Origin of the sequence: Legionella drancourtii LLAP12 (genome assembly GCF_000162755.2) — a bacterium.
GTDB lineage: Bacteria > Pseudomonadota > Gammaproteobacteria > Legionellales > Legionellaceae > Legionella > Legionella drancourtii.
This window is the reverse complement of sequence record NZ_JH413808.1, coordinates 225784-241252: the sequence shown is the minus strand read 5'-3', so window position 1 is coordinate 241252 and position 15469 is coordinate 225784. Positions and strand designations below refer to the sequence as shown.

Sequence of the window (15469 nt, the reverse complement as noted above, 5' to 3'; positions counted from 1 at the left end):
TGCTCTTGATTTAATGATTAACTACGGTATTCATCATGATTTGTCATTTGCAATGCTCGCTGATTGTTTGTCTGCAGACAGTGGCTTAGGTCGTGAGCTTGAACGGGTGCCCTTAATGGATGGTGAGTGGCTGGTCAATAAAAACCTGTTGCAAATGACCCTTGCTTTTTACGAAGCAAAAACATTGGCAAATAATCGCGAGTTACTTGAAGACCGTCAGTTTATTCGTACATTGAGCGGCTTTATGTGGGATAGGGCACAAATAAAATTAATTTCTTCTTTCCATCAGCAACCTTATACGCTAGTGTTCATGAAGCTCGTATTGTCAGACGAGGCCTATTATAGTGCTGCAAATCGCTTGGTTGATATGGGGTTGCTACAGCATGCGCCACTGCATTTTGAAAATGCGGAAAAATTAGCGCAATTACACTACATTCATAGTGTAGCTGATGAAGATGTTAAAAGACTTTGTTTGGTGTTTTGGGTGAAAGGAGAGCTGTCTTTAGAGGAATATAGGGAGTTAGTTGCGGCAACCGAAAAATATCCGTTAATGGCTGCTACCTTGATTGACTTAGATCGTAATAATTTTGTCATGGACGGGATTATTGGTTTACAGCGTTTGGCATTGACACCCCGCAAACATTTGCAACGTTCAATTAAGCATCACTTTTTTTCTGAACCAAGTGAGCAATACTCTGCTCATGGTCTTGATGATCTGAATGATAATGAATTAGAGGCCGCTGCTAAGGCGCTGTATGTGCTAAAAAGTTCTGGCGTCACGGAGCATGCTGCATATCGTTCAATTATTGATAGTAATCAACATAAGGCAATGGCTTTGCGGCTATTTTTACCACAAATTGCAACCATCAATGACATTGATAAGCGAAAAGTATTAATCGATGCCCTTTACGCAGGTGTGAACAGCAGCATTGCTCATCAAGGACAAGTGGTTCAGCAAATAATGGATAAAACTTATTTGTCTGCGGCGAATAATTTGTGTGAACGCTTTATTTGTGTGACCCATTTGCAAGCATTGGGTTTTAATAATGAAGAAATTGTGTGGGTGGCACAAGAGCAAAGTGAGAAAGCTAAGTGTTTTCGGCAAGTTATTCTTCGTGTTGAAGCGCAATGTAAGATAATTAGCGAGCGTCTAAGCGGGTCAGCGTCTTACCGCACCATGCAAGAAGTATGGCGGAAGGAGGAATCTACGTATAGAAAAAATTTATATAAGATTGCTTATGCCTTCATGAATGCTAATGGACAAACTACTCTTGCAGATGCAACACGACAAATTAAAAAGGTTGAACAAGATATATTGAATATTGTCGATCCACCATTTAAATCCGATATATATAAGGCACTCATCGTTATCACTAATATTTTAATTACAATGCTAACCTTAGGAGTTGCGAACTATATTAAATTACAAAGTACGGGTAATCCTTTGTTCTTTACCCAAACTCATTCAGGCGAAGAAATACGGGCTCTTAGTAAAGAGATTATTAATACCGTAACGCCTGATGATGAGGCAAATGAAGTTGTCCCTAATGTATAAACTTTTTTTCCATATAGTGGTTGGGTTCTGAAGCCAAAGGATGCGTATTTAAGGCTTTTGATTTTTAATCCTACGTCCTGCAGACAAGTTGCGGGATGTAGGTTCTGCATATATTCTTATCTATTTGCGTGTAAATGACACATCTTCCTTAAGTAAGCACCATCAGGTTCTGAGGCTAACCGAACTTTCTTTTCTAAATGTTCAAAATTGCGCTAAAGCATAACTATTATTCTTGAACTTCTTGAATATTTCTGCTTAATATGAACTATTCTTTATGGACTAATGTGATTTAATGGATTAAATATGAGGATTCCAAAAAAAGCACTTAGAGAAAAATCTCTAACCAAGGAAAAGCTCATTAGTGGTGATTCTTCTCATGAAACCTGGTTAGTCCGGTATATTGAGAACAATGAGCTAAAGAGTGGCTTTTTCAAAAAATTAGAGCCGGACGGCCATTTTCCAGAATTATTGGCTAAAATGAGCGTTGCTACCTCCTCCTTCAAGGCCTCCTTTCAAGGCAGTCGCTCAGCTAAAGAATATTTAGTCTTTGATGGCGATGATGATAATGATGACAACAACAATGATAAGATCGTCGGTATTCTTTCTGGTGCACTTAAAGATTTTAAATCGTTTAATTTTGCTTATCAGGAAAAGCCGGTCGATGGTTCCGAAAAAGAACAAGTAATTCCGAGCAAACAAACACTTATCGAAAATAATACGATGGAGATTTTATTCGGGCGTTTGTTTTTGGGAGATGATGACCCACATCCACATAATCTGGGTTTAAAGGGCGATATTGATTTTGATATGTTCTGGTATTGGTTTGTTATTTATATGAAAGGTACTAGGCCAGGAATTGCTTTACCAAAAAATCGCGTTAATTTAACGGTCCTTGATTATGAGCGCTTTCCTTGTGTTAAAGATTCCACGCCTTATCACTGGCCTACGTATACGCATCCCGGCCAGGAAAGTATTACCTCGGTTTTGCCTGACGTAGTACAAAAACCAATTCTTTCTGCGACTTTACCTAGTGTTTTGCCTAAGGTTTATGCGGCTCCAGACCAATTTGCCAGTTTAGCAGCTGATCCCATAGCCCAGGAACAAAAGGTGATGGCGGCATTAAAAATATTATTGACCTATCAGCCTGAGGTATTACAGAAGCGCTTAATTGATCTCTTTGATGATCTTACCTTGAATTATACTTCTTTACCGCCGCTTGTGCGTGCAAAATATGAAGAGGAATTTCCTCATTTATGCAATGAGAAGACGAATAAAAGTTCGTTTGTAAATTTTATGATGAGCATGTATCAGCAGCATTATGATAATTTATATCGGGTTGTGGTTTTTTATATGGGGTGTGAAAATAATGGTTTTGGCGTACCGCTACTGGGAACCAGTAGCGAGCTTTATAAAAAGCCTTCTTTCTATAAAAATATTGCCAAGTGGCTAAGGAATGAAAATGACACGACCTATGCCAATGAACCGGAGAATCAAGCCAACCTAAATGCATTAAAAAATCGTTATCATCAGGTTTGGCGTGATTCCTATACACTTAAATTAAAGGCATTGCGTGATGATGCGATTAATTTAACCAGTGCCATATGCAAATTGGCTACCAAAAATGGCAAAATTGAAAAACCGGTGAGTAAAGAGATTAGTGATGATAGTTTAATTAGTGCGTTGCAATTATTTGGTTCGTTAGAGAATATATCGGTTAATGCGGAGCTGTGTGTTGATGAGGAGACGCTATTATATAAGGCCTTGATGCTGCTGGTGGACTTTACTAATAAATTTCAACAAACGATTAAAAATTATTATGAAAAAAAATGTGACGATTTGACCGATGTAGATAATCATAACTTTGTACGGCAGTTAGAACAACTATGTGGTGATTATGAATATGAGCTTATGGAAAATTTAGCGCAGGCCACGACTCCTGCTAATGAATTTGTGCGGATCATCCGTGAGCTCAAACAGTGTGTGCAACAAGCGAATTTTAAAGTACATTTACTCACTACCGATGAGCAAATGCGTAATGTACATACTTCCATTGATAAGGAAGTATTACCCCTGACTCATGCCAAAGTAATAAAACAATATAAAGAGGCGTTCTTTCAGTGGGTCGACTATTTACCCGCTGAAACATTTAATCAATACATTTTTGATATTATTAATAAAAAATATGCTCCGAATATGCAATTGCTGTCGATGCGGAAGCGGGCACAACCGGTGAAAGATTATGTGCTTAAAAGCACAGAAAGTAACAGTAATAAATTGGCCTATATTTTAGGTTCGAGCAATGATGATGAGGGAGCCTTAAATACTGAAATCGTGCGCGAACTGACGCCGATTATGTTACAGACTAATTATATGCCTAGCGTTATTTCTGCCAATAAAGATGGACGTTTTGAACAAAATATTACAATCTTTGTGAAAGCCGTAGCCTCCTTTGCGCGCGGAGAAAATGACCGGGGGGGGCAACGCCGAGAGAATGAATTTATTCATCTTTATAGTGACAAAGGGATCGAACTATTCTTTGAGACCATGTATGAATGGGTGGGAACTTTGCCACCCTATAAACGCGTGACTTTAAACGCACAGAAGAATCGCTTGACCCTCCTCGTTGATGAGGCATTAAAAAAATATGAGGCTAAATTACGTTTTAGTTTTATTTGGAGTGCCTCCAGGAAAGAAGAGATTACCACCTGTTTTCGTGATAAAAACAGTAGAATGGCATTGGCTTTAACCTTTATCGCAGGGAGCGATACCTCAACGGCAAGTCAGCATTTATTTATTGATATAGTTAATGAAATAAAGCAAGATCTTCTTAAGAACCCAGGATTAAAGAAGAATCCAGGCTATAATTTAATTAATTCGTTCAGTGAAAGTGAGAATAAAGATTTTTATTTTGAGCGGCTTAAAACGTGCTCTGTAACTGAAAAAATGTCGCATTATATGGAGATAAAACCCAAAGTGACTAAATTATCTGATGAGGCTGAGTTCACTCTGGTTTAAAATGGTAAATTGTGGCCGTGCGCAGTATAGGTTATGATTCTGCTTTTTAGATTCTGTGAGTACCTGTATGTCTTTAGACTTATTAAAAACTTTTCCTCAATACATTATTCCTAAACATGGTCTCACGGTTTTGGCAGGGTATTTGGCAGAAGTTAAAGAACCCAAAGTAAAAAATTATATTATTCAGCGCTTTATTAATAAATATCAAGTGAATATGAGTGAGGCTTTAATTGAAGACCCCACCGCGTACGCCTGCTTTAATGATTTTTTTATTCGTCATTTAAAGCCAGAAAGCAGGCCCTTGGCGGTGGCCGATCTGATTTCGCCGGTGGATGGGTGTGTGAGCGAAATCGGTGCAATACACGAGGGGCAATTAATTCAGGCAAAAGGGCGTCATTATTCAGTGGCAGAATTGCTCGCTTGTTCTGATGAACGCGCCAAACCATTTGTCAATGGACAATTTGCTACCTTGTATTTATCCCCCAAAGATTATCATCGTGTTCATATGCCGATGGATGCTGAGCTTAGTTCTATGACCTACGTGCCTGGCGCATTATTTTCGGTGCAACCAACTACGGCGCGTGTTGTTCCTAAACTCTTTGCCCGTAATGAACGCCTGGTTATTTCTTTTTCGACTAAAGTTGGGCCAATGATGATGGTGATGGTTGGGGCAACGATTGTGGGGGCGATTGGTACTTGTTGGCATGGTGATGTGAAACGAAGTAAACAGAATATTCTATTTGATTACAGCCATGCGACAATGAATAAAGTGCTAGGGCAGGGGGATGAGATGGGGTATTTTAAACTTGGTTCCACCGTAATCTTATTATTTGCAAATGGAGAGCAGGTGCATTGGCTGAAGCATTTAAAAGCGGGAAGTGCAATCCGCTTTGGTGAGGCGCTGGGGACTATTGCGGTGGTCTAATGCATCTATTTTCCAGACTGCTACACGGGTCTGGATATCCCCGCCCGCATTAGCGTAAGACTGGGGAGAAAAATACCCCCATCTATATTGTAATGATTAAGTTGGGTACGGGGAATCGCCTGTATGCCTTCGGTTTTCTCTTTGTATAAGCGCTTTTTCTTGTAATTCACTTAAACGCCCTTCATTCAATTTTTTTTGATTTTCTGGAAGCTGGAACCATAAGTAGCCAGAGGAGTGGGCTAATGGCAGTGATTGGACATTTAAGCCATTAACCATATCGCTTTCTTTGGCTTGCAATTTTCCATTGCGATTAGGAGCATAGCGGATAAAATTTTCTAGAGTATTCGGTGGTCTTTTAAAGTAGAGCATAACTAATTCACCATGCGTATCGGTAAATGGCAGTGTGACTATCTGTTCATGTTTTTTTTTGGTTCGTAAGCATTCTTTAATTAGGAATTGTAGTGGTATGATTTGCACTAGTTCTTCCTTATTTCTTACAAATACATCTGCGTTGTAATTTTCATTATCAAATGTCCATCCCTTGGGAATGCTTATATAGATATAACTCATAATTATTATAATATGTCTATTTACCAGATTTTCCACCCTAACAAATAATTATTAAGGAATTATTAAGAAGTTTGATAAGATAAATTTCTTCCAGGGTAAACGCATCTAAATTTTAATGAAGATGGAAATTATATTGATTCATAAGCTATATTTGCTGTTTTTTTGCAGAGAAAAGCAGCATGGAAGGTTCACGATTCCAAAGCTGCGCCGCAGTTAATAGAGCGGGTTGACGAAGCAGAGCATTTTATCGCGGATAAAGGATATGACTCAGATGAAATTCGAGATAAATTCATAGAAAAAATAAATTCGACTTTTGATTCATACCTGTACAAAATGAGACACCTTGTAGAAAATCTTTTCGCTAGGTTAAAACATTTTCATAGCATTGCAACAAAATACCTCATTTCGAGTCTTTAGATACAGGACAGCTAACTAGAGTGTATTTTGCCTTAGCGCAAGTTCCTGAGCGCTAAGGCTTCTTTGTCTAATGTCATGATTATTATCAATCAAATGGGATTACATCTTAATGATAAGCTGGTAAATTTCATTCATATCTTTGAATACTTAGAGGCTATCCGGAAAGTCCCTGCCCGTGGCTAGCCCATCACTGATTTGCGCAAAAAAGATCTTCACTTTTGCATGCCTATCGGTTCTGTTAGCTTTCTGATCGCGCTCATGGGGCAGAATGGTATTTTCCGGATAGGCTCTAAAAACTAGCCTTCAACGCGAAGACACCAAGAACCGATTTGCTGCTGCCACAGGCCCCCCTGAAGATTCAAATAATTTATTTATCAGTTTAATACACTGAGCAAACGATCCATTTTGGTTGACTAATTTAATTTGATTAAGTTCTTGTTTTAACTCGTTTTTTGTGCTAATTAAATTCAAATCTATTTTTTTAATAATTTCAGAAACATCTTTAATATGATGTCTATTCCAATGCCCTCTAAAAAAACGAAGTGCAGATGAATTGCTATCAGTATATTCGTTTAAAATAAAAGCAGCTTTTGCTATAGAATCTTTTATCTTAACGTCGTTGATTTTTGTACGTGCGGTTTTTAAAGAGCCCGCTTCCATAAGCTTTGAGTTATCTTCTATTATCTCATTTAAAATCTCATCAGGACTAATACTAATTTTATCGTTAGATGGATCTATCAATAGGCGTTTTCCTATCAACAATTGTAATTTTCTGAGCTTTGCTTTCCCTAACTCATTACAAAAAGGTTCCAATGATGAAATGGTCTTTGTAGAAATAATAAGTGATTTTTGGTGATTCACTCTATATTCAACAAATTTATTAAAACATGAGTAACTACCGTTCAAAGCTGCAATTAAAATTGGTGTGAATCCTTGTGCGTTTGTTTCATCTAGTTTGACACCACGTTTGGCTATTGCTTCAATCAGCTTGGAACTTCCTTTATGGCTTGCTTGCTCAAGAGGGGTTATTCCCTTTGTGTTAACACGATGTAAATCGACCCCAAGTTCTACTAAAATATTTAGTAGTTGGAGATCATCCTCTTCTATTGCTTTATCTAAAGGGGTCTGTTTTTGGGTGTTGGCACGAGTTAAATTTGCTCCAAGTCTTATTAGGGTGTTTAGAAGTTTAGCCTCCTTTTTTTCTATTGCTATATCAACAGAAGTCATCCCATGTGCATTAGCGCGATATAAGTCTGCCCCTAGATCGACCAATGTTTTAATCATATCGGGTCTGTTTTTCTCAACCGCGATATTGAGTGGAAGAAGACCTTGGGCATTCAAAAAATGTAAATCAGCCCCTTGTTTATGAAGCGCTTCGACTTCTTTAATTGAATCGCTTTGTACTGCTTTTATTAAACGAAGCCCTAGTAAGAAATTAGGGTACCTCATTTCAAGAAGATCATAAGGAGTGAGTCGAACACTGAACCAACATTTAGATTGTAATTTAAGAAACTCTTCCATTTTCTCCGTTATGTTCCATAATTTGGCCATTTTACGTAAACTGACTAGTGGATATGAAACAGAAATTTTAAAATCTGCGCCCAATTCGTAAAGTGTATCGATGGCTGGCAAATTTCCTTCAATTACAGCAAATAAAGAAAGAGTCAAATCCATTTTCATAGAGAGCAACGAGCCAATGAGCCAAGGTAGAGTAAAATTTTTCGGTTGAATATTATTTAGATCCACTCCACATTGATGAAGCTCTCTAATTGTTTCTGCTGAATTTTCAGAAGATAAACTTTGAAATATAATAGGGATTCCTTCAAAGGAACCTGTTTTAAAATTAAAATGGTCAGACTTTAATCTTTTAATTGTAGCTACATCACCATACATGGAAGCAAGCATGGCTAAGCAATTTATTTCTGGATGGAGAAGATTAATCTTTTTGACCGGTCGTTTGAGTTTCCATTGGTCTAGCTGATCTGTTAATTGCTTTATATAAGGATTGTTACCAGTAGTAATGACGTGTACTCCAAAAGCACCAAAATGGGCATCGTCAGCTTTATAACCCCGGGTTATTTTTTCTGTAACATCGGTGCTTGATTCAGCCTCCAGGCTGAATGAGGTATAAAAATTAATATCCATACATTTCCATTTACCTTTTTTGTAACATAAAGTGATCGCATGGTTGCCATTGTTTAAGTGGATTGCTATTGGAGTGTCATTTTTGAAGTTTAATTTTTTTATTAAATCGCTTATATCATTCAAATAGGCAGTTAATTCTTGCTCATCAAGCATAAGTGTTTCTGAGTATATTGATTTTAGCCCACCTAGTTTTTGGATATTATTTGAAGAGGCAATGGTTGATATTTTTGAGATACTAAGTTGATTAATTCCTTCTGCGTTAGGAAATAATTGTTTAAATCCGCGAGAGTTTTGATATATTATTAAGCTATTAAAAAAAGCCATTATATCGATTAAATCGGGATGGTCTTTGAATGTTTTCTTTCCTGAATTAATGTTTTCCATCGAAGAAATTATTTCTTGCTGACGCTTTAAAATATCCTCGATGCGTGTATGGAAAACATCTTCCATTCCTAGAAATACAGATTCTATCCATCTAAGGGTAAAGCCGTGACATAAACCATCAATATTGAATTCAACTTCTGCAAATAATTTTTTTGCTATGTTTAGAAGTTCATTATGAAATCCATAAGATATAGGCAAGAACAGTGATAAAAGTGATAAAGGCTGAAGAATACCATTACGTGAAGAAGAATGCATAATAAAAAACTCCTATGGGCACAAAAATCTTTACAGGAGGTAGCCAGGATGGCGAGAATAAGTGAAGACAGAGAAACTGTACCGATTCGCCGATTCAAGATACAATGATATATAGTACCTCCTTTTCCAGGCTTTATCTCAGCGACACACCCGTTTAATAACTAAAGTTAGGTAATCCAGATCTCTAATATTCCTTTAGAAGGAGATAAGTCACTAATGTTTGTTTTTACAAAAAAATGTTTTTTATTATGCCTGACTGGTTTTTTTTTGTCAAATGGTCTCTTCCACGAGTTGCCTCAAAACAAATGTTACCGAAAACAGGAAATTTGTCTCAATGCATTAATTGCACTTTCAAGTAAATCGTTATAGTGATATGAATCATCTTCCGTGTTACTTAAGGCAGCAGATTCGGTGCTGTTTTTTGCTGTACTTAATTTATTTATACATTGGTTAGTAGTTGGTACATTACCAATTTTCACTAGCTCTTGATGGGGTATGACAATGATTGTCATACCCCAAATAAAGCCGTTCAGTACGGCGAATAACTAGATAGCCTGGATGCCGCTTCAAATTAATTTAACGATTTAGTGAGTATCGCGGACAATCGAGATCGGAGTAAACCTCGTCATTTTCAGTTGCATCTAACGTCTTTTTTTCTAATTCAATACCGTGATCCTTTTTTGAAGAGCGAAAAAAACTGGTTCCTGAGCTTACATAAGGCACCTCATCATTTGCCGCCTTAATCTTTGGAGCATCGTTCACTGGCATTGGAACAATCGGGGCCACGTTGTCCTCTGCTTTTGTCATTTTTCTAATCCAAAAATCCATACCTAACAGTAACGATGCACTCCCTGCAAAAAAAGCAGATATTGCGCCTAAACCAATGATTAATCCAACAGGGGGCAATCCAATCCCTGCCGCTACCAATAATCCCGTTAGCAACCCTACCCCAGAGTAGGTCAATGCCGCATTAACCATTGCATTGCTTGCGATAAAAAAAACGCCAAAAGGAGCATAAGCCGTCGCTTTCATCGCTTGCCACTTTTCACTTAACTTGTCACAAAATTTCGCCAGAAAGAAATTGTAAAAGTAAAATTCAGTAAAGGCGCCAAACGTGAATGAAATCGACACACCAATAATAAATGCAGGCAGTGCGGCTACTTGTAGCGCGATTAAAACTTCGGCCAAACCTAAGGTAAATAATAAACTTAATGCAATCACATTTCCTGCCGCAATCACATGTCCCAATATCTTTCCGGGTGTTAATGACAGTTTCCATTCCAGGAAAATGTCCTTTAAGCTTGTTTTTTCTTGTACCTTCGGATCATCAAAACCTTGCAACCACGTTTCTACTTCTTGAATGGTCATAATTATCGCTACGAAAACACCTGATGCTACGGCTAATGCGGCCATGGGCGTGGCCATACCAATGGTAAATGCGGTCATCCCAAATAAAAGTCCAGTCACAACAAAAACAAATATTCCGGCATAATAACTAAATTTAACCCATCCATGGAGTGGTGTTCCTGGTTTATTTCGCGTGATCCGCTCCAAAAAGCCTTCCAACAGTTCAACATTAATAAAAAAATTCACCATACCACTACACAAACCACCAAACCCCAAGGCCATAACTTGCCTAAACCCTGCAAACACACGACTTAAGCTAAGCGCGCCACCGACGATGCTTTTAATAAAAAGGTCCACGGCAATATAATTTTGCAAAGCGCCCCCTAACGCGCCTAACACCGAGATAAGATAAGCCAAGACTTTTTTGGTTTTTTGACCCAGGGTGATGCTCATGAAAATTCTCCTTTGCGAATGAATAATTATTCGAAATACTAGAATAATTATTCATTTCGGTCAAGAGAAATATTTTTTCATCTTAGGACCTGTGATAAGATAGAGTCACTGTTTCCCCTGGAGTAGCTGATGCAATCCACAACCCATGTGTTGCGAGAAATTCTTTTAGAAGGTAATGCAAGAACACAAATTGAAATTCGCCAAGCATTGGAACGAGTAGGGATCGTGATCAGTCAACCAAAGATTTCGCGATTATTACATCAAATTGGTGCCGTCAAAGTGATCCATCAGGACGGTAAAACCCATTACCGTTTACCTTATGAAACGGGACTGATTCACGAATTAACCACCACTCAAGAAAAAGCTTTAATTAAACAATGGGTATTAGACATTTCATCCAATGAAACGTTAATTATTATTCACACCACGCCAGGTGCTGCTTCAATGGTGGCTCGAATTATTGATCAGCATCGGATTAATCTAGACATATTAGGAACCATTGCGGGCGATGATACGATTTTCATTGCCGCGAAATGCAATGCGCAGATCGCATTGATTATTAATAAAATCAGCGTATTGTTTAATTTGTGAGCTATTTCTTTTCAAGAGTAAAATATTTTAAGCGAACGAGTTTTAGCTCGATAATATTCGGCAATATAAAGCCTAACTAGGCTATTTATCGACCAGTAACTTTACAGTAGCCTAATGCCAATTACTCTTAAAATTAATTTGTGTAGGGTATATAGTGAGCGCTCTTTGTTAAAAGAACGTTGAGTACAAGAGTGTTTGCAGTATAAAATCGCAACTTCTCAATTTTGCATACTGGTTTACGCTGGATAAAATGATTAAATAATTCAGATAAGATCTGGGGTTGAGCGATGGGGGCTAGGTGACCTGTATTACGAATCCTTACCGGCTTAATCTTTTTACTGATTTGGAAAATAAGCAAAAATTTCTTGGGGACGCTCGAAAGCGGTATGTCCTATTAATGCTGGACTTTTGTCTTGATTGAGCTGAAGTACGGAACAAATACAAACAAGAATTTTATTGTTTTTAATTCTCTTAATGGTACCGAGAAGAGGACTCGAACCTCCACGGGGTTACCCCCACTAGCACCTGAAGCTAGCGTGTCTACCAATTCCACCACCTCGGCATTGGCGGCTAAGTTACCTATATTTTATGATGCTGTCAATATCTTTGGGCAGATGGGCGAGATATTATAATGTACTCGCCCTAGAATTTCTTTATTGTTCTGCTGCATATGGGATTCCAGCTTTTAAAATTCGTTCTCTGATTCCTTGCCATAAGCCATTTTCTGGAGGCAGTTCGATCGCAATGCATTGGGCATTGGAGGCATCTGCTGCGCGTAACTGAAAGTACAAATCAAAGGCTGCTTGTTCTGGCTGCGTGGCTAGTGGATGGTAGTGTTCGTGGTGTACAGTTGCCGGGCATTTGCTGGCAATAGCATATATTTCAGCACTGCTTTGTTGGCAAAATTGTGCCAAGTGTTCGTAATCGGCAAAATAATATAAGGTTTTTTGCGGTTGGTAATGACTGTCTAATTTGCCGGGGACGCGAATGCGGCTGGGCTGGTCCCGCGCGGGGGCGGTTATTACCGCGGCAATGCTTTGTTCATCAATAAGACCATGGCGTAAAATCTGGTAGTGTTCTGGGTTAGAGGCATCCACAATGGTTGATTCAATGCCTACAGTGCAACGCCCACCATCTAGGATGGTTAATGCTTGTTGCGGAAATGATTCTTGAACATGCAAGGCGGTGGTTGGGCTAACTTTGCCAAAAGGATTGGCGGAAGGGGCAACAACGGGTATTCGCAGTTGTGTTAATAATTCTTGGGCCAGTGGATGAGCTGGACAGCGAATAGCGACGGTAGTTTGACCACCATTAATTAAGGGGTTTATCTGAGTTGGGTTACAGCGTAATACCAGGGTTAATGGGCCTGGCCAGAATTTTTTTATCAGCAGATTGGCGTACGCCGGAATGTCGGTAACGAGGGTGCTTAAATCCCAATTCGCGGCAACGTGTACAATTAATGGATGATTCAGCGGTCGTTCTTTCATCGCAAAAACAGCTTTAATCGCTTGTTCATTATTAATTGGCGCCGCTAAGCCATAGACTGTTTCGGTTGGTATAGCAACAGGTTTCCCTGCCTGTAAATCGTGGACAGCCAGAGCGATATCGGTGGTAATTAATGGCATATACAGGTCTCAATAGGACAATCTACCCAGGTATTGCTGACCTTGCTCATGTTTTATTTTGCCGCAAACGCGCAAAATGTCAGTAGCCCCGAGAGGTTGATTTAAAAAAATTATTATTTTTACACAGTTAGGCCTATTAATGGAATAGTTATGCGTGAAAATTACAGTATTAATCCACCTTTTGCCTTTTTAATTGACCCTGCATAGAATGAATGTATGCGTGGCTTTGAGAAACTAATTATGCTGCTGAGCTTTTTGGAAAAAATGATGGACACTTATTTTGCGTTGATACCTAGGTGTCAACCCGGGCGCGAATTGGTACAAGCAGCGCATGTAATCGCACATCGTGGCGCGCATGATCATGCGCATGGGATCTTAGAAAATACTCTGGCTGCCTTTAGAGCCGCAGAACAGTGTGGATGTTGGGGTATTGAGTTGGATGTGCAGGTCACGGCAGATCAAGTCTTGGTCGTGAACCATGATCTCACCTTAACGCGCTTATGGGGACATAAGCAGCTGATTAGCCAGTTAACCTTTGCCCAATTGCGCGCTCAAGTTCCGGCAATACCGACCCTGGCTGAGGTTGTTGCTGAATTTGGGCAGCGGCTGCATTTATTTATTGAGTTAAAAAAACCATTTCAACATGAAGATGTTTTAGTGCAGGTTTTACATCAATTACGTGCGGGAGATGATTATCACTTATTAACTTTAGATGCACCAATTTTTGATACTTTAGTACAGGTTCCCAAGCACGCATTGTTATTGGTTGCCGCTCATAATAATGTTGCGGAATTTTGTAAGTTAAGTTTAAAGGAACATTATGCAGGTGTCTTAGGTCATTATTTATTATTGACGACTAAATTAGCCCGGTGCTTAAAAGCGGGGCAACAGTTGGTGGGGGTTGGTTTTGTGGACTCGAAATACAGTTTGTACCGAGAATTAAACCGCGGTATTAGTTGGATATTTACCAATCGCGCAGTACGCGTAAGTCCTTATTTACAGTCCTTGCAGACGCGAACAAAGGTGCATTGACTGTTTGAAATACTTATGTTTTGATAGAAATTCTGACAGTTCTTGGGTCAATGTTTTGATTTTCCTTTAATGAGATGGAGCAATCAAAGTTTTACATGGTTAGTAAAAGGATTGATGTCATGGGATGGAAAGATAAATTAAGTAGGACTTGGCGTTGGAGTGTCGATACAACATTAGAGCTATTAGGAAATGCATTATCTTTTAGTGGTATGCTTTTTTCTGCTGCTGGCGGTATAGGATTTGCTGCAGCACAAGAATTAAATAAAACATTCAGTGCTGCCTACTCTGGCGACGTAATTGCGGCGGGTAATTTGGCGGTGAGTGCGCAGTTAGAAGGTACTAGTCTTGGCATCAATTATACCCTGCCGTTACAGGGGAGTGGCAAAAAAAATGGCGAAAAACTTTATAATTTAACGGATTATATTGACCCTAATCTGGTTTATATTAGCAGTGCGCTTTGTGTCGGTTCGGGTGTCATTTTAAAGACTATGGGGGATACACTGAAGAAATGGCAGGAATATCGCTATGATGCGCATTATTATAAAAATCATTATGGAATCAACTTAGGCCAACCTTCTCCTAAAGAGTTCTTACTCACGATGGGACAAGCGGTTTGTTCTTCGGTAGGGGTGAGTACGCTAAGCTATACTACAGCAAGTTGTGTTGCGCACTATTCGCCGCTATTTCGTTCAGTTTTGCGTTTGACCTATCCTTTTACCGGTACTAAACACGCGACGGGTCCTGATTATTATGGTCCTTTGAAAACAGAATCTTATCCGATTGCCGTGGCGTTAGATTCACAAAAAATTCCGGCTGATCTTCCGTTCATTGGTAATGTCACACTTGTGCTGAATATGGCAGTACATGGGATGGCAAATGCCACTTATGGTGGTGGCATTTCCTTTAAAGAAGATGAGCCTGCACAACTTGCACCGACGATTATGGCAGTTGAAACTGTTTCTGGGGTAATCGGCTCTAGCGCGTATTTGACGCATAATTTTTTTGCCAAAACCGCGCGACTTCTGCGTGACAATCGCATTCACGCAGAACGAGGAGGTGTTTATACTTCCATTCAAGATGAGGTCATGAGACTTTCTTATAACGCTTAGGGGATGTGGGGACGAGTGTGGTTTTTGGGCCGTTTTCATCGGCCTT

General features: G+C 39.1%; 10 protein-coding genes, 1 tRNA gene and 1 pseudogene. 7 read left to right on the top strand and 5 right to left on the bottom strand.

The genetic code is table 11. The features are described from left to right. The 3 genes from LDG_RS05175 to asd all read left to right on the top strand — a co-directional run. Window positions 1–1555: hypothetical protein (locus LDG_RS05175; RefSeq protein WP_040534526.1), on the top strand; the 1555-nt coding region annotated here is incomplete at its 5' end. A 303-nt stretch (window positions 1556–1858) separates the two neighbouring features. Further along, complete coding sequence (locus tag LDG_RS05170; protein WP_006870121.1) at window positions 1859–4570, top strand: hypothetical protein; 2712 nt, start codon at window positions 1859–1861, stop codon at window positions 4568–4570. A 67-nt stretch (window positions 4571–4637) separates the two neighbouring features. Further along, window positions 4638–5495, top strand: coding sequence for an archaetidylserine decarboxylase (asd, locus tag LDG_RS05165; RefSeq protein WP_006870120.1), 858 nt, complete (start codon window positions 4638–4640; stop codon window positions 5493–5495). Between the two features lie 96 nt (window positions 5496–5591). Here the strand turns inward: asd and LDG_RS05160 are convergent, their stop codons facing one another. Continuing rightward, on the bottom strand, window positions 5592–6065 hold the full coding sequence (locus LDG_RS05160; protein ID WP_040534524.1) for a hypothetical protein: 474 nt from the start codon (window positions 6063–6065) through the stop codon (window positions 5592–5594). A gap of 186 nt (window positions 6066–6251) precedes the next feature. On the opposite strand from LDG_RS05160, the pseudogene LDG_RS05155 reads away from it, so the two are divergent. Beyond that, window positions 6252–6464: pseudogene (locus tag LDG_RS05155) on the top strand (transposase); the annotation flags it as partial. Between the two features lie 321 nt (window positions 6465–6785). Here the strand turns inward: LDG_RS05155 and LDG_RS05150 are convergent. Further along, window positions 6786–9266 (bottom strand): DUF5617 domain-containing protein, encoded by a 2481-nt coding sequence (locus LDG_RS05150; RefSeq protein ID WP_006870116.1) that lies wholly within the window; start codon window positions 9264–9266, stop codon window positions 6786–6788. A 576-nt stretch (window positions 9267–9842) separates the two neighbouring features. After that, window positions 9843–11066 (bottom strand): hypothetical protein, encoded by a 1224-nt coding sequence (locus LDG_RS05140; protein WP_006870114.1) that lies wholly within the window; start codon window positions 11064–11066, stop codon window positions 9843–9845. A 129-nt stretch (window positions 11067–11195) separates the two neighbouring features. On the opposite strand from LDG_RS05140, the gene LDG_RS05135 reads away from it, so the two are divergent. Beyond that, entirely contained in the window at window positions 11196–11657 is a 462-nt protein-coding gene (locus LDG_RS05135; RefSeq protein WP_006870113.1) for an arginine repressor, read from the top strand. A 475-nt stretch (window positions 11658–12132) separates the two neighbouring features. On the opposite strand, the gene LDG_RS05130 is transcribed toward LDG_RS05135, so the two are convergent. Together LDG_RS05130 and LDG_RS05125 are read right to left on the bottom strand one after the other, a co-directional pair. After that, window positions 12133–12219 (bottom strand) — tRNA-Leu (locus LDG_RS05130). Between the two features lie 91 nt (window positions 12220–12310). Then, entirely contained in the window at window positions 12311–13282 is a 972-nt protein-coding gene (locus LDG_RS05125) for an L-threonylcarbamoyladenylate synthase (RefSeq protein ID WP_006870112.1), read from the bottom strand. Between the two features lie 240 nt (window positions 13283–13522). Here LDG_RS05125 and LDG_RS05120 point away from each other — a divergent pair, with 240 nt between their 5' ends. Both LDG_RS05120 and LDG_RS05115 read left to right on the top strand, forming a co-directional pair. Further along, window positions 13523–14314: a glycerophosphodiester phosphodiesterase gene (locus LDG_RS05120; RefSeq protein ID WP_040534587.1), complete on the top strand. Its 792-nt coding sequence runs from the start codon at window positions 13523–13525 to the stop codon at window positions 14312–14314. 119 nt (window positions 14315–14433) lie between these two features. Continuing rightward, window positions 14434–15423 carry a hypothetical protein gene (locus LDG_RS05115; RefSeq protein WP_006870110.1) on the top strand — a complete coding sequence of 330 codons (990 nt, stop codon included), beginning with the start codon at window positions 14434–14436 and terminating at the stop codon, window positions 15421–15423. The last annotated feature ends 46 nt before the right edge of the window (window positions 15424–15469 follow it).

Excerpts from the sequence above, each read along its gene's own strand:
- LDG_RS05160 (WP_040534524.1), bottom strand. The coding sequence starts at position 6,065 with ATGAGTTATATCTATATAAGCATTCCCAAGGGATGGACATTTGATAAT.
- LDG_RS05170 (WP_006870121.1), top strand. The coding sequence starts at position 1,859 with ATGAGGATTCCAAAAAAAGCACTTAGAGAAAAATCTCTAACCAAGGAA.
- LDG_RS05135 (WP_006870113.1), top strand. The coding sequence starts at position 11,196 with ATGCAATCCACAACCCATGTGTTGCGAGAAATTCTTTTAGAAGGTAAT.
- LDG_RS05150 (WP_006870116.1), bottom strand. The coding sequence starts at position 9,266 with ATGCATTCTTCTTCACGTAATGGTATTCTTCAGCCTTTATCACTTTTA.
- LDG_RS05120 (WP_040534587.1), top strand. The coding sequence starts at position 13,523 with ATGCTGCTGAGCTTTTTGGAAAAAATGATGGACACTTATTTTGCGTTG.
- LDG_RS05115 (WP_006870110.1), top strand. The coding sequence starts at position 14,434 with ATGGGATGGAAAGATAAATTAAGTAGGACTTGGCGTTGGAGTGTCGAT.
- LDG_RS05140 (WP_006870114.1), bottom strand. The coding sequence starts at position 11,066 with ATGAGCATCACCCTGGGTCAAAAAACCAAAAAAGTCTTGGCTTATCTT.
- LDG_RS05125 (WP_006870112.1), bottom strand. The coding sequence starts at position 13,282 with ATGCCATTAATTACCACCGATATCGCTCTGGCTGTCCACGATTTACAG.
- asd (WP_006870120.1), top strand. The coding sequence starts at position 4,638 with ATGTCTTTAGACTTATTAAAAACTTTTCCTCAATACATTATTCCTAAA.